Annotated in this window: 23 protein-coding genes and 1 pseudogene; 17 read left to right on the top strand and 7 right to left on the bottom strand. The window is 62.7% G+C overall.

Features of this window, described 5'->3' with window-relative positions; all coding sequences use genetic code 11:
- On the top strand, window positions 1-879 hold the full coding sequence (locus tag D1793_RS02055; protein ID WP_240407754.1) for a Dam family site-specific DNA-(adenine-N6)-methyltransferase: 879 nt from the start codon (window positions 1-3) through the stop codon (window positions 877-879).
- On the opposite strand, the gene D1793_RS19320 is transcribed toward D1793_RS02055, so the two are convergent.
- The 3 genes from D1793_RS19320 to D1793_RS02050 are packed head-to-tail and all read right to left on the bottom strand — an operon-like array spanning window position 876 to window position 4,248.
- Window positions 876-2,216, bottom strand: coding sequence for a hypothetical protein (locus D1793_RS19320; protein ID WP_162899883.1), 1,341 nt, complete (start codon window positions 2,214-2,216; stop codon window positions 876-878). The two genes, D1793_RS02055 and D1793_RS19320, sit on opposite strands and share 4 nt — an antisense overlap.
- A complete protein-coding gene (locus D1793_RS19315; RefSeq protein WP_162899882.1) occupies window positions 2,209-3,729 on the bottom strand; it encodes a hypothetical protein in 1,521 nt (506 codons plus the stop codon). The genes D1793_RS19320 and D1793_RS19315 overlap by 8 nt, the downstream gene beginning before the upstream one ends.
- Window positions 3,730-3,741: 12 nt before the next feature.
- Entirely contained in the window at window positions 3,742-4,248 is a 507-nt protein-coding gene (locus tag D1793_RS02050; RefSeq protein WP_162899881.1) for a S24 family peptidase, read from the bottom strand.
- A 260-nt stretch (window positions 4,249-4,508) separates the two neighbouring features.
- Between D1793_RS02050 and D1793_RS02045 the strand changes: the two genes are divergently transcribed.
- Window positions 4,509-4,826: a hypothetical protein gene (locus tag D1793_RS02045; RefSeq protein WP_162899880.1), complete on the top strand. Its 318-nt coding sequence runs from the start codon at window positions 4,509-4,511 to the stop codon at window positions 4,824-4,826.
- Window positions 4,827-4,831: 5 nt separating this feature from the next.
- On the opposite strand, the gene D1793_RS02040 is transcribed toward D1793_RS02045, so the two are convergent.
- A complete protein-coding gene (locus D1793_RS02040; protein WP_162899879.1) occupies window positions 4,832-5,092 on the bottom strand; it encodes a hypothetical protein in 261 nt (86 codons plus the stop codon).
- 43 nt (window positions 5,093-5,135) lie between these two features.
- On the opposite strand from D1793_RS02040, the gene D1793_RS02035 reads away from it, so the two are divergent.
- The 13 genes from D1793_RS02035 to D1793_RS19635 all read left to right on the top strand — a co-directional run bounded on the left by D1793_RS02035 (window position 5,136) and on the right by D1793_RS19635 (window position 11,957).
- The gene (locus tag D1793_RS02035; protein ID WP_119020662.1) at window positions 5,136-5,351 is read left to right on the top strand and encodes a hypothetical protein; all 216 of its coding nucleotides are present in this window, start codon (window positions 5,136-5,138) and stop codon (window positions 5,349-5,351) included.
- 46 nt (window positions 5,352-5,397) lie between these two features.
- Window positions 5,398-5,601, top strand: coding sequence for a ribbon-helix-helix protein, CopG family (locus D1793_RS02030; RefSeq protein WP_119020661.1), 204 nt, complete (start codon window positions 5,398-5,400; stop codon window positions 5,599-5,601).
- A gap of 38 nt (window positions 5,602-5,639) precedes the next feature.
- Window positions 5,640-5,828, top strand: coding sequence for a hypothetical protein (locus D1793_RS02025; protein ID WP_119020660.1), 189 nt, complete (start codon window positions 5,640-5,642; stop codon window positions 5,826-5,828).
- Window positions 5,825-6,073 carry an ogr/Delta-like zinc finger family protein gene (locus D1793_RS02020; RefSeq protein ID WP_205527613.1) on the top strand — a complete coding sequence of 83 codons (249 nt, stop codon included), beginning with the start codon at window positions 5,825-5,827 and terminating at the stop codon, window positions 6,071-6,073. Before D1793_RS02025 ends, D1793_RS02020 begins: the two co-directional genes overlap by 4 nt.
- Window positions 6,074-6,085: 12 nt before the next feature.
- Window positions 6,086-6,499 (top strand): hypothetical protein, encoded by a 414-nt coding sequence (locus D1793_RS02015; protein ID WP_119020658.1) that lies wholly within the window; start codon window positions 6,086-6,088, stop codon window positions 6,497-6,499.
- A gap of 37 nt (window positions 6,500-6,536) precedes the next feature.
- Window positions 6,537-9,251, top strand: a complete 2,715-nt coding sequence (locus tag D1793_RS02010; protein WP_119020657.1) for a toprim domain-containing protein — start codon at window positions 6,537-6,539, stop codon at window positions 9,249-9,251.
- 135 nt (window positions 9,252-9,386) lie between these two features.
- Window positions 9,387-9,782 (top strand): hypothetical protein, encoded by a 396-nt coding sequence (locus D1793_RS02005; protein WP_119020656.1) that lies wholly within the window; start codon window positions 9,387-9,389, stop codon window positions 9,780-9,782.
- Window positions 9,775-9,990, top strand: coding sequence for a TraR/DksA family transcriptional regulator (locus D1793_RS02000; RefSeq protein ID WP_119020655.1), 216 nt, complete (start codon window positions 9,775-9,777; stop codon window positions 9,988-9,990). Before D1793_RS02005 ends, D1793_RS02000 begins: the two co-directional genes overlap by 8 nt.
- 20 nt (window positions 9,991-10,010) lie before the next feature.
- Window positions 10,011-10,247: a hypothetical protein gene (locus D1793_RS01995; protein WP_119020654.1), complete on the top strand. Its 237-nt coding sequence runs from the start codon at window positions 10,011-10,013 to the stop codon at window positions 10,245-10,247.
- A complete protein-coding gene (locus D1793_RS01990) occupies window positions 10,244-10,531 on the top strand; it encodes a hypothetical protein (RefSeq protein ID WP_119020653.1) in 288 nt (95 codons plus the stop codon). The genes D1793_RS01995 and D1793_RS01990 overlap by 4 nt, the downstream gene beginning before the upstream one ends.
- Window positions 10,528-10,821: a hypothetical protein gene (locus tag D1793_RS01985; RefSeq protein ID WP_119020652.1), complete on the top strand. Its 294-nt coding sequence runs from the start codon at window positions 10,528-10,530 to the stop codon at window positions 10,819-10,821. Before D1793_RS01990 ends, D1793_RS01985 begins: the two co-directional genes overlap by 4 nt.
- Complete coding sequence (locus tag D1793_RS01980) at window positions 10,818-11,075, top strand: pyocin activator PrtN family protein (protein ID WP_119020651.1); 258 nt, start codon at window positions 10,818-10,820, stop codon at window positions 11,073-11,075. Before D1793_RS01985 ends, D1793_RS01980 begins: the two co-directional genes overlap by 4 nt.
- Window positions 11,076-11,114: 39 nt before the next feature.
- Complete coding sequence (locus D1793_RS19635; protein WP_205527612.1) at window positions 11,115-11,957, top strand: BRO family protein; 843 nt, start codon at window positions 11,115-11,117, stop codon at window positions 11,955-11,957.
- 57 nt (window positions 11,958-12,014) lie between these two features.
- Here the strand turns inward: D1793_RS19635 and D1793_RS01970 are convergent, their stop codons facing one another.
- Window positions 12,015-12,950, bottom strand: a complete 936-nt coding sequence (locus D1793_RS01970) for a site-specific integrase (protein WP_162899878.1) — start codon at window positions 12,948-12,950, stop codon at window positions 12,015-12,017.
- A gap of 251 nt (window positions 12,951-13,201) precedes the next feature.
- Here D1793_RS01970 and dusA point away from each other — a divergent pair, with 251 nt between their 5' ends.
- Window positions 13,202-14,212 (top strand): tRNA dihydrouridine(20/20a) synthase DusA, encoded by a 1,011-nt coding sequence (gene dusA, locus D1793_RS01965; protein WP_119020649.1) that lies wholly within the window; start codon window positions 13,202-13,204, stop codon window positions 14,210-14,212.
- Between the two features lie 344 nt (window positions 14,213-14,556).
- Here dusA and D1793_RS01960 read toward each other — a convergent pair.
- Window positions 14,557-15,870 (bottom strand): annotated as a pseudogene (locus D1793_RS01960) (aspartate aminotransferase family protein); the annotation flags it as partial.
- Between the two features lie 36 nt (window positions 15,871-15,906).
- Complete coding sequence (locus D1793_RS01955; RefSeq protein ID WP_110068272.1) at window positions 15,907-16,938, bottom strand: succinylglutamate desuccinylase/aspartoacylase family protein; 1,032 nt, start codon at window positions 16,936-16,938, stop codon at window positions 15,907-15,909.
- Between the two features lie 161 nt (window positions 16,939-17,099).
- On the opposite strand from D1793_RS01955, the gene D1793_RS01950 reads away from it, so the two are divergent.
- On the top strand, window positions 17,100-17,717 hold the full coding sequence (locus D1793_RS01950; protein WP_119020648.1) for a TetR family transcriptional regulator: 618 nt from the start codon (window positions 17,100-17,102) through the stop codon (window positions 17,715-17,717).
- Window positions 17,718-17,725: the final 8 nt, after the last annotated feature.

The raw sequence follows: 17,725 nt of genomic DNA, 5'->3' as shown, positions 1-17,725 counted from the left end.
ATGGCGCCGGATCCGCGCTCCACGTATCATAGTGGCCAGAATTCGTATCAGGATGATGAAATGTCAGAGGAAATTGTGCTGCCCTTTCTGAAGTGGGCTGGTGGGAAAAGGTGGCTGGTGCGAGACCACCCTGACATTTTCCCAAAAGAATTTAACACCTACATCGAGCCTTTCCTGGGAAGTGGCTCGGTGTTTTTTCATCTGAAGCCTGAAAATGCTCTTCTCGCTGATGTGAATAAGGAGCTCATTACAACGTACAAAGCGCTTCGCAATCGAAACCGAAAGGTAGAGGCGCTGCTCAGAACGTACCATGAGAGCCACTCTGAAGAGTTCTATTACCATATGCGAGAGCAATCTCCTGAAAAGCAGGAAGAAATTGCCGCACGTTTTATCTATCTAAATAGGACCTGCTGGAACGGTCTATACAGAGTAAATCTTACTGGGAAATTCAATGTACCCAAGGGCACAAAAAACAAAGTAATCCTTGATACGGACAACTTCAAAAAAACTGCCATGTTACTTAGGCAATCTGTGATTGCCCACTCTGACTTTGAAACCATTGTGGACGCTGCACAAGAGGATGACTTTGTTTTTATCGACCCTCCTTATACAGTCAAGCACAACTTAAATGGTTTCGTAAAGTACAACGAAAAGCTCTTCTCATGGGACGACCAAATAAGGCTGAAATTAGCTGTAGATCGCGCAGTTAACAGAGGCGCCAAGGTGCTTATAACAAACGCGCACCACGAATCGATAGCCGAGCTTTACAGTAACTATGTGGATTATAGTACGCTGTCTAGAAACAGCGTACTTTCTGGAAAAAAAGAGTTTCGAGGAAAGTACGAAGAACTGGTCATCAAATGCTGGAAAGAAGACTAGGCACCGGACATTCCAAAAAATGCTATTTTCTCCAATCGAGACAGCGGCTCAACAAATAGATGCCCATCCCTCATAAATTTTTTCCAACAAGTTACTTCTTCTTCCAGATGCTCCCCAAGACCTGTGATGGCATCTTCAATTTCTATCCACAGGCTTTCAATATCAGCTTCGCAATCACCAACAAGCATTCCTTCTTCCACTAGGCCAGAGGAGTACGCCACTTCACCCCACCAGAAATCGAAATCGTCCATAGACATCCCTGACTCTTTTAACATTTTTGAAATACATGCTGATGAAATTCTAAGCAGAAGAAAGGCCCTAGAGAACATATCTAAAAATTGGTAATCATCGAAAGTTGACCTATCATTTCTAGCATGGCCTAAGATGGAAAGATCAGGGTCGCCATCCCGTTGCTTAAGGAAGTTTTTCGCATACTCACCCACCCCAAGATCATCACAAACTTGACTTACCACGTCATTGTATGACTTACCGCCAAAAATCACCCCTTTGTCATTATAAATCCTTAACAAAACACTTTTCAGCAAGTGCATATCAAGTGATGAAAAAGCAAGCATGGAAGGATCTGATGCCTCCCAAATCTCCTTTATGAAATCATAAAAATTTTTTGGAGATATCCCTGACTCTGGATTTTTAATATTCACCTGATATGAAACCTCGTTACGAGATCCTCTATCACCAGAATATTTTTCCAAGTCGCATCCCCATGCATTTATCAAGCTAGCCCCGGTATAATTAAGAAGCGGCGTTTTCTCAAATCCATGAAGCCATTCATGAAGTGGGCGTGAGAATGCCGCTATTTCTTCTCCAAAAAGCTCTCCTGAAGAAGATGACTTACTCCACTCTTCAAGGGAGAGCCAGGCTATAGTATGCGTTGACTTTTTTGAGAATTTATAAACACACCCAGCCGAATCAACAACTACATTGTTGCAACCATATATGCCGACTCCTTGACTTGCCAAAATACTTATAGATGCTCGAAGCTCAGCGTAATATGCCAGATGTCTTACTGCACCCAGATCTCCTCTAATCATTGACTGCATAGATTGCGCCAGATATGACCAACCATCATAAGCATGCAAAAGAACAGACGCAGAGAGATATTCAAGCAACGAATCGTCTCTAAACTGATCTTCCAAGTCCTTCCAATCAGTTTTGAGCTTATCACTAGCCGAACAAGAGTAAGGGTTTTCATCTGACAACAACACCCCTCTCTGAAAGCACCCTTTTAGCGAGCTAAAAGCGTTGGTAACAGCTTGCGAAGATGCAAGAGACAGGATATCCAGCTCAGATTGCGTAAGTGTAGGCTTGTTACTCATAAAGGCCTGTCATCCTTGCAACGTTCTCAAGAGCCTCAGATAAATCATCACTTTCTGAGTGGTCAAGGCAAAACTTAAGAATATCCTTTCTCAACTCAACATAGCCACCGCTTCCACGGAATATCTTTTTATCATGAACTTCTTTCTCCGACAGCCCGGGCCCAGCGGACGTCCTCCAGTCATATTTTGAGAGGGTTTTTGAAAACTGTTCAAGAAGGGATGAAAACTTGAAATCAGGTATCCTCTCCAACTCATCATCGATACTATCTTCTGAAAAAGCCCCTGCCCCCTGCACGGGCTCCCACTCATAAAAATCATATCTATCAACATTAATCACACACAGCTCGTTCAAAAGAAGAAGTAGGCTTCTAACCCCCTGATCTGAGTTCAAAAGAGATTTTTTGTCAAACATGCCTGGCTCATAGGCGTCATCATCAATTTCTTTCGTTTTGTTTTTTCTAAGCTCCTCTACCCACACATCAGTTGATTCTTTTATTTTCTCTAGAAGAAGATTACCAAAGAAAATTATGAATGCTGCTTGCTGAGACCTGGCCCAAGGAATAATAGACTCCCCATCCCGGGATGAGGCTCCAAAAAGCCCACCAATTCTATTTCCCCCGGCAGCATTTTTCACAAAAGAGTTAAGGAATGCCCGAATCCAAGTGGCCTGCCTAATGTAGGGGTTTCCGGACTCAGCAAGCATATTCACCTTGTTTCTCCAAGGGCTTTTCGAGTGCGACCAAAGAGTCTCGACTATTTCTTGGGCTCTTGCCTCTTGATATACTTTGTGGCCAGCCTTATCCACCCAATCCTCTGCTCGCAAAAGAGGGTACATATCAAAGGCTAAACTTCTATTTATTCTAACGGGGGTAATATTAATTGACCAAAACAGATACGCCTGCCAACTTATATCTAGACCATGAAACGCTATTACCGGCATCTCATAATCAGGTGCAAAGTCTTCATCAAAAGCCCAAAGACGATGCTGTCCATCAATAACCTCAACAGGGGGGAGAGTTGTCGGGCGCCATGCTTCTTCTTCAAACCCTTCCGGGAGCCGCAAACCAACCACTTTAGACTCCCCACTCACATCAATCTCAAGCATATCCTTCTTATCAACCACTTTGCCCTTTCTAGGATCGGCTTCGGTCAATATATTTATAACAATCCCAGTAGGTAGCCACCCGGGCTTACGTAGCGATGAGTGCTGCTCATTATCTTTCTGATATTCGGTCAGCTCGCAGTAAGGGTAGCCATACCTAACAAACTCTTTTATCTTTCTTGACCTCTTGGCATCATGACTGCGTTGGATGCCTGTATCATAGGTCCGCTTCTCGCCATCTTTAGCGTGTCGACGATAAATCCCTGAAAGCCTTTTTAAATCAGATGCCTTAATTGAAAAAATAAAGAACTCATGCTGAGGTTCTCTGCGATAATTTTTTTCATCCCACTCAACTTCATTCCAGCTTTCTAACCACTGGGAGACTCGAATCCCTTCAATTTTATTGCTCATATATCACCCTTACTAAATAATCTTCCCAATCCGAATCTCACACCGCCCCAGGATCTCCACCTCTCCCATCTGCTCGGGCGTGATCATCTCGGGCTTGTAGTGCTCGTTATCGCTGATCAGGTACAGCGCGCCGCCAGCCAGGCGCTGCACGCGCTTGATGCGCCGCTCGCCGCTCACCCACAGCAGGAACACCCCCTCCCGCCGCGGGTCGCGGTTGGCCAGGTCCACCAGCACCCAGTCGCCATCGGCGAGGGTGCCCTCCATGGAATCCCCGCGCACCTTCACGCCGGCCACCTGCCCAGGTGAGATCCCCAAGGCCGCCAGCTGCGCCTCGGGGAAGTAGAGCTGCCCTTCTACCTGCTCGCCCTCGAGCGAACGGCCAGCGCCGGCCGCACCCTCCACGTCGTAGAGCTTCACCTCGGCCAGGCCGGGCCCTGGGCCATTGGCCGCGGTAACCGGGGCGCCATCGGCCACCCGCTGGGCGGTCACGCCGGCCTCTGCGCCGCGTCGGCCTGTCATGACGTATGTAACGTCTACACCAATCGCGCCGAGACGCATGAGATATTCCACAGAGCAGCGTTTACGGCCACTCACAACATCCCTGAGGCCCTGTGGAGATTCATCTCCCGCAGCTCTTGATGCCTCAGCAAGTGATTGATATCCCACGCGCTCTATCTCATCGCGCAGGCGAGCAAGCATATGTTCCACGTCCGTGCTTGACATGATGTATTATTTCCACAAGACTGCATGTGACATTTACACAGCTCTGGGAGCCGCCCATGACTCACCCCAACCACTTAACCCCGAGCCTGCAGGAGTTCCGCGGCTTGACCGTGGACCTCGAGCGCTGCACCCCAGGAGCACGCCGCCAGCTGCAGAACTTCCTGTCTCACACCGTCGCCGGCGCCAAAAACCCGCTGGCTGAGATCGAGGCCCTGGAGGAGCAAACGCTGGCCGCAGCCGCGTCTCGGCTCAGCACAGAGATGATCGCCGCTGGCCACGACGACGACGCCATCGAGAACGCCCTTGTCAGCCTGCGCGGCCACCTCGAGGCCCATTTCATCCAGCGCAAGCTCAGCGCGCTCTACGAGCGCTGAGGGGGTCAGTCGTGTTCGCCGTGCCACACCTTTTCCGCCGGGTAGCTGATCGCCAGCCCCTTCTCCGATTGCCTGTGCAGTTCCACCACGTAGGGCTCTGCCAGGCGCAGCAGGTCCAGGCGCGTGTAGTCCTCGCCTGGCGTCGCGCCGGCCATCTGCAGCGTCTCTTCGATGCTGGCGGCAGTGGCGTAGAGCGTGTCGGCAAAGCCCTCGGCATCCATTTCTCCCAACCGCGGGAAAAGCCGCGCGGGTTCTCGCGTCGTCATGCTCTCGCCTCTTGTCATTAATTCCACAAAGGAAGCCTAACCCATGAATACCGCTGAAACCATTCGTAACACTGCCACCGCCTACTCGCGCAGCCCCAACGGCTGCAGCAAACAGGTGATGACCCAGATCACCCCGGATGAGCGCGAAAAGCTCAAGGAGATCGCCGAGCTCGAGATGCGCAGCGTCTCCAGCACGCTGCGCATGCTGATGCTGCGCGGCATGCAGGGCTACGAAGACGACACCCTCGCCGCCAGTTGAGCCGCTGCCCGATGAATCCGTCGCCTGCTGCATAAGGAAATTCGCCATGTACCAGGACCCCAAGCGCGTGCGCACCAAGACCACCGTCTACCTCGATCAGTACGAAGCGGATGTGATCACCGCCCTGGCCAACTACCTGGGCCTGCCCAAGGGCGAGGTGATGCGCCAAATGCTGATGAAAGAGGCGCGGGACGTGTTGGGCGTCGACCCCGCAGGCCTCGAACCCACTATCGCCGAACAGGCCGGGTAAATCGCACCCCCACATCCACCGTGCATTTTGAGGTCCGCATGCCTGATCAACCCATGGAGCTCGACCAGCAGGCCAAGGCATTGCTCGACGCCGTGTGTGAGCAGCAGGGCCTGGAGAACCGCGAACAGGCCGCCGAGTGGCTGCTGCGCCGGCGCATTCGCCGCGGCGCCCAGGGCCTCACCGGCCGCGGTCGGGCGCTCTACGAAGTGAAGCGAGGAGAACCGTGAGCCATTCGCGTCGCCACCCCTGCCCGCACTGCGGTAGCCCCATGCGCATCCGCAACTCGGTGGGCGTGACCCCGCTGTACCGCGAAGCCTGGATCCACTGCACCAACGAAGTGGAGTGCGGCTTCCGCGCCAAGATGGGCCTGGAGCTGATCCATACCACCTGCCCCAGCGCCAAGCCCAACCCCGAGGTAGAGCTGCCGGCCGCCCCCTCCCTGCTGGCCAAGCTGCTCAACGAAGCGAACTGAAGGAGCACCGCCATGAACACCGCCCCGAACGCCCCCCTGCGCCAGGTCACCGTCATCCGCCCTGCCACGCCGCGGCTGGATACCGCAAACCTCGCCACCGGCTACCTCTTCCAAGTGCGCTGGGAAAACCGAGTCAACGCCCTGCGCCACTGCATCGATCAGCTGGTCACCCACCACGACATGCCCGAAGCCACCGCCGAGCTGGCCGCCCTGCAGGCCTATGCCGCCATCGAAGGCACCAACCACACCGCCCGCATCGATGTGGATGCCACCACCTCCGATCTGGTGGTGCTGCGCACCGAAGGCGGCCGCCCGGTGGCCTTCACCACTGCCGACCTGCTGCGCCTGCTGCAGCGCGCCCGCGATGAAGGCGCGGCCATCGTCATCGCTCAGGACCGCCGCCGCCCGGTCGTCCTCGAGCACTAACCCCGCCCTCTCACTCCACGGATAAAGGAGGCACAGCGTGAATCCATCGCTGCGCCAGGACATCCTCGCGCGCTTGATGCGCGATTACGACGCCCAGGAGCGGGGCGCGTACCTGCAGAAGGTGCGCTGCCCCGACTGCGGCAAGCGCGAGGCCTACATCGCTGCAGAAGCGCCGTGGATGCTGAAGTGCGGGCGCGAGAACAACTGCGGCGCCCAGGTGCACGTGAAGAGCCTGTTCCCGGAGCTGTTCGAATCCTGGAGCGAGCGCTACGCCCCCCGGCCTGATCAGCCCGCTCACGCCCAGCCGGCCAGCACCACGCCGGTGGCCGATGGCTACCTGCAAGACGGCCGCGGCTTCGATCTGCAGCGCATTCAGGGCTGGTACACCCAGGAGAGCTACTGGAAGCCCGAGGTCGGCGGCACCGCCACCGTGCGCTTCCCGCTGCCCGGCGGCGCCTACTGGGAGCGCCTGCTCGACAAGCCGGAGCGCTTCGGCAAGCAGAAAGCCAACTTCGTGGGCCGCTACAAGGGCCAGTGGTGGTGTCCGCCGGCGCTCACCCTGGCGGATCTCGTCGAAGCCGGCGAGGTGTGGGTCGTGGAGGGCATCTTCGATGCCATCGCCCTCTACCACCACGGCATCGCCGCCGTCTCGGCCATGAGCTGCACCAACTACCCCAGCGCCGCCCTCGAGCAGCTAGCCGATGCCGCCCACCAGGCCGGCACCGCTCGCCCCGCCCTGGTGTGGGCCCTGGATGGCAACCGTGCCGGCCAGAACGCCACCCTCAAGCACGTGAAGCACGCCCGGGAAACGGGCTGGGACTGCCACGCCGCTCAGATCCCCGGCGGCGGCCGGCACGACTGGAACGACTGCCACCAGCGCGGCGAGCTCACCGAGAAGCACCTCGAGACCTACCGCTACCACGGCGACCTGCTGCTGGCCCCCACGGCCATGGCCAAGGCGCTGATCATCTACCGCCGCACCGAGCGCCGCGAGTGCTGGTTCGAGTACCGCCGCCAGCTGTGGTGGTGGAAGCTCGATGTGGACGCCTTCGATCGCGCCGTGCGGGCCGAGGGCGCCGATGGCCTCGACCAGCAGCAGCTCGACCCCACCCTGCGCGATGCCGCCCTGGAGCAGGCCGGTAGCGTCAAGCGCATCTGCACCTGCTACCCCACGGCGCTCTACTTCCAGGCCAACGCCGTCACCGACGAGAGCTGGTACTACTACCGCGTCGAGTTTCCGGATGGCCGCGCCCCGGTGAAGAACACCTTCAGCGGCGGCCAGCTTGCCAGTGCCAGCGAGTTCAAGAAGCGCCTGCTGGGCGTGGCCCCGGGCGCGGTGTGGACGGGTACCAGCCAGCACCTGGATACCCTGCTGCAAGACCAGATCGGCAGCATCAAGACCGTCGAGACCATCGATTTCATCGGCTACAGCAAGGAGCACGGCGCCTATGTGTTCGGCGACCTGGCCGTGGCCAGCGGCAAGCTGCACAAGATCAACAGCGAGGACTACTTCGAGCTCGGCCACCGCCTGCAGCTGAAAACGCTGAGCCAGTCCGTCGCCCTGCACCTCAACCCCAACCGCAAGGACTACCACACCGAGTGGACCCGCCAGCTGCTCGGCGCCTTCGGGGTCAAGGGCGTGGTCGCGCTGGCCTTCTGGCTGGGCAGCCTGCTGGCCGAGCAGATCCGCGCCGAGATGGGCAGCTTCCCCTTCCTGGAGATCGTCGGCGAGGCCGGGGCGGGCAAGTCCACCCTGATCGAGTTCCTCTGGAAGCTGGTGGGCCGCCGCGACTACGAGGGCTTCGACCCCTCCAAGGCCACCATGCCGGCCCGGGCCCGCAACTTCGCCCAGGTCTCCAACCTGCCGGTGGTGCTGATCGAGTCCGACCGCGAGCAGGAAGGCGGCGCCAAGCAGAAGCAGTTCGACTGGGACGAGCTCAAGACCGCCTTCAACGGCCGCAGCATCCGCGCCCGGGGCGTGAAGAACAACGGCAACGACACCTACGAGCCGCCCTTCCGGGGCACCATCGTCATCAGCCAGAACGCCACCGTGCAGGCCGGCGAAGCCATCCAGACCCGCATCTGCCACCTGCACTTCACTCGCGAGGGGCAGAACGCCCACACCAAGGAGCTGGCCGAGGCCCTGGAGAAGGCCGAGATCGAACAGGTCAGCCAGTTCGCCCTTGAAGTGGCCACCCGCGAGGCCGCCCTGCTCGATCTGATCACCGGCAAGCCGGGCAGCAATGGCCGCCGCGAGCCCGGCCTCGCCAAGCAGTACGCCAACCGCCTGGCCGAAGACCCCGATATCAAGGTGCTGCGCATCGCCAAGTGCCACGGCCAGCTGATGGCCCTGGTGGACTGCCTGGGGCCCGAGGGACTGGGCCTGTTCAACGCCCAGGTGATCGACCAGGCCGCCGGGCTGATCTGGCAGATGGCTCGGGATCGCCAGCAGGCCATCAACGCCGACCACCCGCTCGTCGCCGATTTCTGGGAGGCCTACGACTACCTCGAGGGCCTCACCGAAGAGCCGCTGCTCAACCACTACGGCAAGCACGCCCCGAACATCGCCATCAATCTCAAGGACTTCGAACGCAAGTGCGCCGACTACAAGCTGCGCGTGCCCGAAATGCGCGAGCTCAAGCGCTACCTGCGCGGCAGCAAGACCCGCAAGTTCCTCGACGCCAACCGCACCGTCCGCTCCCAGATCCGCATGGGCGGGGCCAGCGTGAAGTGCTGGATTTTCCAGGGCTGAGCCCGACCACCACAGGAGCGCGCCATGCACCCCCGCACCCACCCCCTCGAACAGGCAGCACCGCTGCTGAACATGGGCCGCCACACCCCGGCAGCCCGCCAGATGCCTCACCCCCGCAACCCGTAGGAGTCACCCATGAGCCTTCGTAACGAAACCCTGTACGACGCACTGCAAACGATCGCCAGCAAGGTCAGCAGCGTGGAGATCGACCGCCAATCCCTCGAGCGTTCACTGGAGCAGCTCGAGCAGGCCAAGCAGGCCGCCCAGGAGGTCATCAAGCAGCTCTCCACCGAGGAGATCCGCGAGCTGGCCGCCATGCCGATCAAGGCCGGGGATGTCTGGCTGCACCTGCAGTTCGACGAGGCCGCCGGCGAGATCCTGATCACCGAGCAGGCCGAGCCCCGCCACCGCGCCCTCTACGAGCTGCTGCCCGAGGAAACGCCCGCGGAGAAGAGCGCGCGGCTCCAGCGGATCCGCCAAGCCGCCGAAAGCCGCGAGGCAGCCAACCAGGAGGGCGCCACCCATGGCTGACAACGCCGACCTCGCCAACGAGCTGATGGAGATGCGCCTGGAGGGCGCACTCTCCACCCGCCTGACGCCCCAGGTGCCGGCCAACGCCCCCTGGTGCGAAGACTGCGGCGCCGAGATCCCCACCGCCCGCCGCCACGCCGCGCCCTGGGCTACCACCTGCATCGAGTGCCAGGGCATCCGCGAACAGCGCGCCCGGCACCGCCGCTAAGCCACCACGAGGACGAGACCATGCACCCCGTGACCCGCGATCGCATCACCCAGCTGATCCACACCAGCGCCGACGACGCCCGCTCTAGCCTGGAGCTGATGCACACCCAGCACGGTGCCGACTACACCCTGGAGGTAGCCAGCGGCGCCATCCTGCGCCTCGAGGTGCTGCAGGCCGCAAAGCTCAGCCACCGCAAGGTGTTCGCCACCGCCGCCCGGCGGGCGCTCAAGCAACTGGAGAAGGGGCCGCTGTCATGACCGCTGCCACCGCCATCGACCCGCGCGACTACGCCATCATCAGGGCCCTGGGGGCCCTGAGCCTGGCCACGCCCAACCTGGAGCTGGCCCGGGCCTTCTTGCGTGAAGCCGGCGCCGACGCTCGCATCCACCACGCCGCCCAGGTACAGCGCTGCCAGCAGGTGCTCGCCAAGGGTGTCGCCAGCCGCATCGGAACGCAGACCGTCGCCATCAGCTTCCACACCATGACCGCCGCCGATGCCTTCGAGACCCTCGCCAAAGAAGCCAAGGAGTGCCGCCCATGACTCAGCCACCACCGAAAGGCGGCCGGCTGGCCCAGCAGGCCGCCCTGCTCTGCCAGGATCGCGCCTTCCAGCTCTACCTGGACCGCCGCCGGCGCCACAAGCAGGGCCTCACCGCAGCCCAGCTGCCGGACGGCACCCACAGCGAGCAGGACGCCCGCGACTGGCTCTGCGCCGCCTGCCAGATCGGCAGCCGCGCCGAGCTCGACCACAACCCCACCGCCGCGGCCATGCTTCGCAGCATCCGCCAGCGCTTTCACCTCTGGAAGACCCGCCAAGGAGGCCAGCCATGAACACCTACTTCGGTCTGCTCGCTGAGTTCGACGGCCGCGCGGAGATCCCGCTCGACGAAGTCGCCCCCCGCTACTTCGGCATCAGCCCCCGCACCGCCAGCGCACGCGCCGGCGCCCAGGCCCTGCCGGTACCCGCCTACCGCGCAGGCGACTCCCAGAAGTCACCCTGGCTTGTCAGCGCGGTGGATCTGGCCCAGTACCTTGACGCCAAGCGCGCCGAGGCGCGGGATATGTGGAAACGCGTGAATGAGTGAAGCCTACGCTACCGATTTCGGCCTTCTGGAGAGCGCTCTATGAGCCACCTGATTCCCTTCAACTTCGACGACAGTCTGGTTCGATCCACCCTGATCGACGACCAGCCCTGGTTCGTGGCAATCGACATCGCCAAGGTGCTCGAGTACCGAGAAACTCACGACATGACTCGCATGCTCGATGATGACGAAGCTGCCCCGCACACTATGCGGGTCAGGTCCGAAAATGGAGTAGAGCAGGACCGGCAGGTGACCATCATCAACGAGTCAGGCCTCTTCCACGCCATCCTCAAGAGCCGCAAGCCCGAGGCCCGGCGCTTCCGCAAGTGGGTCACCGGCGAGCTGCTGCCCACGCTCTACCGGGACGGCGGATACAGCCTGACCGATCACGCCGAGAAGCTGCGGCTGGAGACGAACAAGCGCATCACCCAGCACCAGGAGGCCGCCGTGCGCCTGATCGACAAGATCCGCCGCGAGCACCGGCCCGAGGTACGCGAGGCGCTGCACGCAGCCATGGTGCACAACTGCGCGGCCGGCAACATGCCGGCGCCACCGCTGGAAGCCCTGGGCGGCCCTGATCTGGCAGAGAAATCGCGCATCGATGCGTTCTGGGCGGCCGTCACAGACCTGATGGCCAAAGGCGAGGAACTCAACCACAGCCGCGACCCTGCACGCCTGGCGATCAGTCTGCCCCACCTGCGGCGCCTGGCGGCCAAGCATGGGACCCCAATCCCAGCGGCAGCACTGCTGCGCCGCTGCCTGCGGGCCAGCGAAGCGCCACTGTTCATCGACTACCGCACCGTACGCAGCGCGCTGTTCGGCGGCTCGGTGAAGTGCTGGGTGTTCGCCCAGGAGGATGAGGCAACGGGTGAGGAGCAGCCGTGAGGGAAGCCGCCCTTCAAGGCGGCTCTCTCGCCACCGCCGGTAACGGTATAAGCCCAGCTATCGCAGCTGAAGCTTCTCCGGCCGAAGGTGCGTGTAGCGCTTCAGCACGTCCCAGCTCTCATGCAGCGTAAACTGCTGCACCTCCACGATTTCATACCCCGCCTCGAACAGCCGCGACGTCGCCTCATGGCGCAGGTCGTGAAAGCGCAGGTCCTCGATGCCGCAGGCCGCCGTCGCCGCCTGCCACCGCGTCCCGATCGACGCCGGCCGGAAGGGGAAGATCCTCTCCTCCCCCTGGCCCCGCGGCTGCCGGCGGATGATCGCCATGGCGTCGGCGGTGAGCTTGAAGCGCTTGTGGTTGCCCCACTTCTGCCGCGGGTGCTTGGCATCGCGCACCCAGCAGGTCGAGGCCTTCTCATCCAGGTCTGACCACAGCAGCCGGGTGATCTCCTCGCGCCGCCTTGAGGAAGCGATGGCGAAGTCCATGATGTCTTCCATGGGGATGATCGCGCTCGGCCGGATCCGCTGGGAGCGCTGGAAGTAGGCCCGCAGCCGCTCGACCTCTGCCGGCGCCGGCCGCCGATCCCGCGACTTCGACTTCCCAATCAGGCCCTTGGAGCGCAGCAGCAGCTTGGCCGCCTCGAACTCGCTGAGGTTCACCGGCATCTTCCAGGCCGCCACGGCCGTTTTCAGGATGATGCCCAGCCAGACGATGTCCTGGTTGATGGTCGCCGGCTTGATGCCACTGTTCCGGCGCATCACCCCGTGCTCGATGATCTGCTGGCTGGTCAGCTCGGTGATCTGCACCCGGGCGATCGGGAAGCGCTGCAGCTGCTCGATCGTCGCCCGCTTGGAGCGGCCGGCGTCCTGGGCGAACTCGTGCAGGTAGCGCTCCATGGCGTTGTCCAGGGTCACCCCCCGCCACTGCGCCGACAGGATCCCGCCCGGGGCGCTGAGCTCGAGCTCGCGGCGCTTGGCCCACTCCTCGGCCATGGTCTTCCTGGGGAACGTCCGCGACTCCGAGTGGTCTGGTTGGCCACGCCGCGCAATGCGGATCTGGGCCAGGTATGAGAAACTGCCGTCCTTCTTTCGACGCTTCCGGATCGTCGCCACGCGAGCCCCTCCGATGTACCAAATCGCCATGGCCCCGTGTGCCAAAAATGTACCAAGCAATGGCGAAAAACGGGGCTCTACTACTGTAAATATGTACAGTTATGACAGACAAGGCAACCGCCACAACCCGCATGGATACTGACACCCCGCGCCCTGCACTAGACAGGACTTTCTCCGTCGCGCCGATGATGGATTGGACGACCCGCGACTACCGCGCCTTCGCCCGGACCCTGACCCGCCGCGCCCTGCTCTACACCGAGATGGTCACCACCGGCGCCATCCTGCACGGCAGCCCGCGGGAGCGCTTCCTGGGCTTCGATGCGGTGGAGCATCCGCTGGCCCTGCAGCTGGGCGGCAGCGACCCGGGCGAGCTGGCCGAGTGCGCCGCTATCGCCGAGGCTTGGGGCTATGACGAGGTCAACCTCAACGTGGGCTGTCCCAGCGACCGGGTACAGAACAACCTGATCGGTGCCTGCCTGATGGGCCATCCCGACAAGGTGGCCGCGGCGGTGCGCGCGATGCGCGAGGCGGTGTCGATCCCGGTCACGGTCAAGTGCCGCATCGGCATCGACGACCAGGACGAGGACGCGGACCTCGAGCGCTTCATCGCCACGGTGGCCGACGCCGGCTGCGACACCTTCATCGTGCACGCCCGCAAGGCCTGGCTGCAGGGCCTCTCCCCCAAGGAGAACCGCGATATCCCGCCGCTCAACTACCCCCGGGTGCACCGCCTCAAGGCGAGCCGCCCGGAGCTGCATATCGGCATCAACGGCGGCCTCAGGACCCTCGACGAGTGTCGCGCGCAGCTCGAGCAGGTGGACAGCGTGATGGTGGGCCGCGAGGCCTACCAGAACCCCTGGCTGCTGGCCGGGGTCGATGCCGCCCTCTACGGCGAGGCAGGCCCGGCGCTGAGCCGACACGCGGCGGCGCGGACGTTTCGCCCCTACATCGCCCGGCGCCTCGAGGAGGGCGCCAAGCTCAACCACATCACCCGCCACCTGCTGGGCCTCTTCCAGGGCCAGCCCGGCGGGCGCCGCTTCCGCCGCCACCTCTCCGAGAACGGCCACCTCGACGGAGCCTGCCTGCGGGTCTTCGACGACGCCCTGAGCCTGGTGCCCGAGCGCGAGAGCGCCGCTGCCTGAGCGACAACGCAACGCCATAACGACGACCGGGGCCATCATGGCCCCGGTTTTCTTTCAAAGTTTGCTCTACGCCAGCCGGTCCAGCACTCCCGCCACCGCATCGAAGAGACGCTCCAGCTCCTCTTCGGTGCTGCCGAAAGGGCGGCCGAGGGTTGGTAGAGAGGGTGGCGCCGCCTTGGCGGCGAGGCCTGTTTCACTCCAGCCGGTCCAGCACCCCCGCCCCCGCATCGAAGAGACGCGCCAGCTCCTCTTCGGTGCTGCCGAAAGGGCGGCCGAGGGTTGGTAGAGAGGGTGGCGCCGCCTTGGCGGCGAGGCCTGTTTCCCTCAAGCCGGTCCAGCACGCCCGCCACCGCATCGAAGAGACGCTCCAGCTCCTCTTCGGTGCTGCCGAAGGGGGGGCCGAACTGCAGGGTGTCGCCGCCATAGCGCACGTAGAAGCCCGCCTCCCACAGCGCCATATGGGCGTCCCGGGGCCGAATGGTGGGATCACCCTCCCGCGGCGCCAGCTGAATGGCGCCAGCCAGGCCATAGTTGCGGATATCCACCACATGGGGCCGCCCCTTGAGCGCGTGCAGCTTCGCCTCGAAGGCCGGGGCGATGGCGCGCACCTGGGCAGGGAAGGCCTCGCGCTCGAAGAGCGACAGGGCCGCCAGGGCCGCGGCGCAGGCCACCGGATGGGCGCTGTAGGTGTAGCCGTGGGGAAACTCGATGGCGTGCCGGGGCCCACCGGCGTGCATGAAGGTGTCGAAGATCTCGCGCGAGGCCACCACTGCCCCCATGGGCACGGCGCCGTTGGTGAGCTGCTTGGCGATGGTCATCATGTCCGGCACCACGCCGAACGCCTCGGCGCCGGTGCGCGCCCCGCTGCGCCCGAAGGCGGTGATCACCTCGTCGAAGATCAGCAGGATCTCGTGGGCATCGCAGATCGCCCGCAGCCGCTCGAGATAGCCCTTCGGCGGCACGATCACCCCCGCGGAGCCGGACATCGGCTCGACGATCACCGCGGCGATATTGGAGGCGTCATGCAGGGCGATCTGGTCGAGCAGCGCATCGGCCAGCTCGGCGCCGCTCTCGGCCTGGCCGCGGGTGAAGGCCAGTCCCGGCTGCAGGGTATGGGGCAGATGGCTGACCTCCATCAGCTGGCCGTAGTGCTTGCGGTTGCTGCCGATGCCGCCGAGGCTGGTGCCGCCCACGTTGACCCCGTGGTAGCCCTTGGCGCGGCCGATCAGCCGGGTCTTCTCGGGGCGCCCCTTGAGCCGCCAGTAGGCCTTGGCCATCTTCACCGCGGTGTCGGCGGACTCGGAGCCCGAATCGGTGAAGAAGACGTGGTCGAGGCCGTCCGGGGTGAGGCTCGCCACCTTCTCGGCCAGGCGGAAGGCCAGCGGATGGGCGACCTGGAAGCCCGGCGCGTAGTCGAGGGTGCCGAGCTGCGCCGCCACCGCCTGCTGGATCTCGGCGCGGTTGTGCCCCGCCCCGCAGGTCCACAGCCCCGAGAGCGAATCGAACAGCCGCCGGCCCCGGTCATCGATGAAGTAGCGCCCTTCCGCCCCGGTGATCACCCGCGGGTGGGCATGGAAGTCGCGGTTGGCGCTGAACGGCATCCAGTAGTGGTGGTTGAGCTCGCCCGGCGCGCCGCCGGAAGCGCGCTGGGCATCCATCTGCTGGGGGCTTAGATCGAACATGGTGGTGCCTCCTCAATAGAGCGGGTCGGGCGGCGGCGTGAGGCTGGAGTGGAAGTCCTCGATGGCGCTCTCGGCCTCCTCGATGGCATCGAAGCGGGCGATATGAAAGAGCGCCTCGCCCTCGTTGGCCAGCGGCAGTCGGCTCATGCCGATGACGATGCCGTCGGCCATGGAGCGCACCTCCCCTTCCGCGTTACCGAAGGGGTCGGCGACCCGGCCCAGCAGCTCGCCCCGGGCCACCCGGTCCCCCAGACGCACCTGGGGGCGCAGGATGCCGTCGATGGGCGCCCGGGCCCAGCTGGAGCCGTTGGCGACCTCCGCCGCCGGCGGCGCGCGACGGCGGTGCTCGCCGGTCAGCATGCCGAGCCGGCGCATCACCCGCAGCACGCCGCGCACCCCGGGGGTGATCGCCCACTCATCGAAGCGCAGCGCCTCGCCGGCCTCGTAGGTGAGTACCGGGATGCCGCGCGTCTGGGCATAGTGGCGCAGGCTGCCTTCGCGAAGCTCGGCGTTGAGGATCACCGGCGCGCCGAAGGCGTTGGCCATGCGCTCGGTCTCGCTGCCGCTCTCCAGCTGGGCGCGGATCTGGGGCAGGTTGGTGCGGTGGATCGCGCCGGTGTGCAGGTCGATGATATGGGTGGCATGGTCGACAATCTGCTCCCGAAACAGCGCCGCCACCCGCCCGCCCAGGGAGCCCGACTCACTGCCCGGGAAGCAACGGTTGAGGTCACGCCGGTCGGGCAGGTAGCGGCTGTGCTGCACGAAGCCGAAGACGTTGACGATGGGTGCGGCGACCAGGGTGCCGCGCAGGCCCTGGAGCTGCTTCGAGCGCAGCAGCCGGCGCACGATCTCCACGCTGTTGATCTCGTCGCCGTGGATGCCCCCGCACACCAGCAGCGTCGGCCCCGCCTGGCGGCCATGGACCACCTCCACCGGGATATAGAGCGGCGCATGGGTATAGAGCCGGGCCACCGGCACATCGATCTGGGTGCGACTGCCGGGGGCAATCCGTATGCCGGCGAGGTCGAAGGGGGCGCGGGCCATGGCGAGTCATCCTGTGACGGGGCGAGATTTCCTTTATACCCGTGTCATCAGGGGGTTGGCGAGGGCGGCGACAACCGCCCACCAACCATACGTTGACGAATGTAAAAGTCGCGACAATCGGTTAGAATCACTCCCCCACCGCTTGATGGAGTCCGCCCCCCATGGCGCGAAAGACCAAGGCCGAGGCCGCCGCGACCCGCGAGGCCCTGCTCGACGCCGCCGAGGAGGTCTTCCTCGAGAAGGGCGTGGCCCGCACCTCCCTGGAGCAGATCGCCCGCCATGCCGGCATGACCCGGGGGGCCGTCTACTGGCACTTCAAGAACAAGGCCGACCTCTTCCAGGCCATGCTCAACCGGGTACGCATGCCCTTCCAGGAGCTGGTGGAAGAGATCGGTGGCCCGAGCCTTGCCGACGCCCCTCTGGAGGCGATCCGCCTGGCCTGCGTCAGCGGCTTTGCGCGCCTCGAGCGGCCGCGCTACCGCCGTGTCCACGCCATCCTGATCCACCACTGCGAGGTGTTCGGCGATATCGACCCGCTGGCCATGCAGAACGAGATGGCCGAGGAGTCCTGCGGCGCCCTGCGCGACTACCTGGAGAGCGCCGCCCGGCTGGGCCAGCTGCGCGAGGACCTCCCCCCGGAGCTCGCCGCCAGGCTGCTGCAGTCGATGCTCGGCGGGCTGTTCCACGACTGGCTGCGCAATCACGAGCAGTTCTCCATCGTGGAACAGGGCAACCTGCTGGTGGAGACCCAGCTCAGGCTGTTCAGGCGCCAGGCCTGATCCGGCCC

This window comes from Halomonas sp. JS92-SW72 (assembly GCF_003547075.1).
Taxonomy (GTDB): Bacteria; Pseudomonadota; Gammaproteobacteria; order Pseudomonadales; family Halomonadaceae; genus Halomonas; species Halomonas alkalicola.
The sequence above is the reverse complement of the archived record's forward strand: the minus strand, read 5'-3'. Positions and strand labels throughout refer to the sequence as shown.

What these genes read in the sequence shown, in the direction of transcription:
- D1793_RS02040 (WP_162899879.1), bottom strand. Translation starts at nt 5,092, where the DNA reads ATGACGACGCGAGAACCCGCGCGGCTTTTCCCGCGGTTGGGAGAAATG.
- D1793_RS01970 (WP_162899878.1), bottom strand. Translation starts at nt 12,950, where the DNA reads ATGGCCGAGGAGTGGGCCAAGCGCCGCGAGCTCGAGCTCAGCGCCCCG.
- dusA (WP_119020649.1), top strand. Translation starts at nt 13,202, where the DNA reads ATGGATACTGACACCCCGCGCCCTGCACTAGACAGGACTTTCTCCGTC.
- D1793_RS01985 (WP_119020652.1), top strand. Translation starts at nt 10,528, where the DNA reads ATGACTCAGCCACCACCGAAAGGCGGCCGGCTGGCCCAGCAGGCCGCC.
- D1793_RS02030 (WP_119020661.1), top strand. Translation starts at nt 5,398, where the DNA reads ATGTACCAGGACCCCAAGCGCGTGCGCACCAAGACCACCGTCTACCTC.
- D1793_RS01990 (WP_119020653.1), top strand. Translation starts at nt 10,244, where the DNA reads ATGACCGCTGCCACCGCCATCGACCCGCGCGACTACGCCATCATCAGG.
- D1793_RS01980 (WP_119020651.1), top strand. Translation starts at nt 10,818, where the DNA reads ATGAACACCTACTTCGGTCTGCTCGCTGAGTTCGACGGCCGCGCGGAG.
- D1793_RS02015 (WP_119020658.1), top strand. Translation starts at nt 6,086, where the DNA reads ATGAACACCGCCCCGAACGCCCCCCTGCGCCAGGTCACCGTCATCCGC.
- D1793_RS02055 (WP_240407754.1), top strand. Translation starts at nt 1, where the DNA reads ATGGCGCCGGATCCGCGCTCCACGTATCATAGTGGCCAGAATTCGTAT.
- D1793_RS01955 (WP_110068272.1), bottom strand. Translation starts at nt 16,938, where the DNA reads ATGGCCCGCGCCCCCTTCGACCTCGCCGGCATACGGATTGCCCCCGGC.
- D1793_RS02005 (WP_119020656.1), top strand. Translation starts at nt 9,387, where the DNA reads ATGAGCCTTCGTAACGAAACCCTGTACGACGCACTGCAAACGATCGCC.
- D1793_RS02045 (WP_162899880.1), top strand. Translation starts at nt 4,509, where the DNA reads ATGACTCACCCCAACCACTTAACCCCGAGCCTGCAGGAGTTCCGCGGC.
- D1793_RS02025 (WP_119020660.1), top strand. Translation starts at nt 5,640, where the DNA reads ATGCCTGATCAACCCATGGAGCTCGACCAGCAGGCCAAGGCATTGCTC.
- D1793_RS01995 (WP_119020654.1), top strand. Translation starts at nt 10,011, where the DNA reads ATGCACCCCGTGACCCGCGATCGCATCACCCAGCTGATCCACACCAGC.
- D1793_RS02035 (WP_119020662.1), top strand. Translation starts at nt 5,136, where the DNA reads ATGAATACCGCTGAAACCATTCGTAACACTGCCACCGCCTACTCGCGC.
- D1793_RS02000 (WP_119020655.1), top strand. Translation starts at nt 9,775, where the DNA reads ATGGCTGACAACGCCGACCTCGCCAACGAGCTGATGGAGATGCGCCTG.
- D1793_RS19635 (WP_205527612.1), top strand. Translation starts at nt 11,115, where the DNA reads ATGAGCCACCTGATTCCCTTCAACTTCGACGACAGTCTGGTTCGATCC.
- D1793_RS02050 (WP_162899881.1), bottom strand. Translation starts at nt 4,248, where the DNA reads ATGACAGGCCGACGCGGCGCAGAGGCCGGCGTGACCGCCCAGCGGGTG.
- D1793_RS19320 (WP_162899883.1), bottom strand. Translation starts at nt 2,216, where the DNA reads ATGAGTAACAAGCCTACACTTACGCAATCTGAGCTGGATATCCTGTCT.
- D1793_RS01950 (WP_119020648.1), top strand. Translation starts at nt 17,100, where the DNA reads ATGGCGCGAAAGACCAAGGCCGAGGCCGCCGCGACCCGCGAGGCCCTG.
- D1793_RS19315 (WP_162899882.1), bottom strand. Translation starts at nt 3,729, where the DNA reads ATGAGCAATAAAATTGAAGGGATTCGAGTCTCCCAGTGGTTAGAAAGC.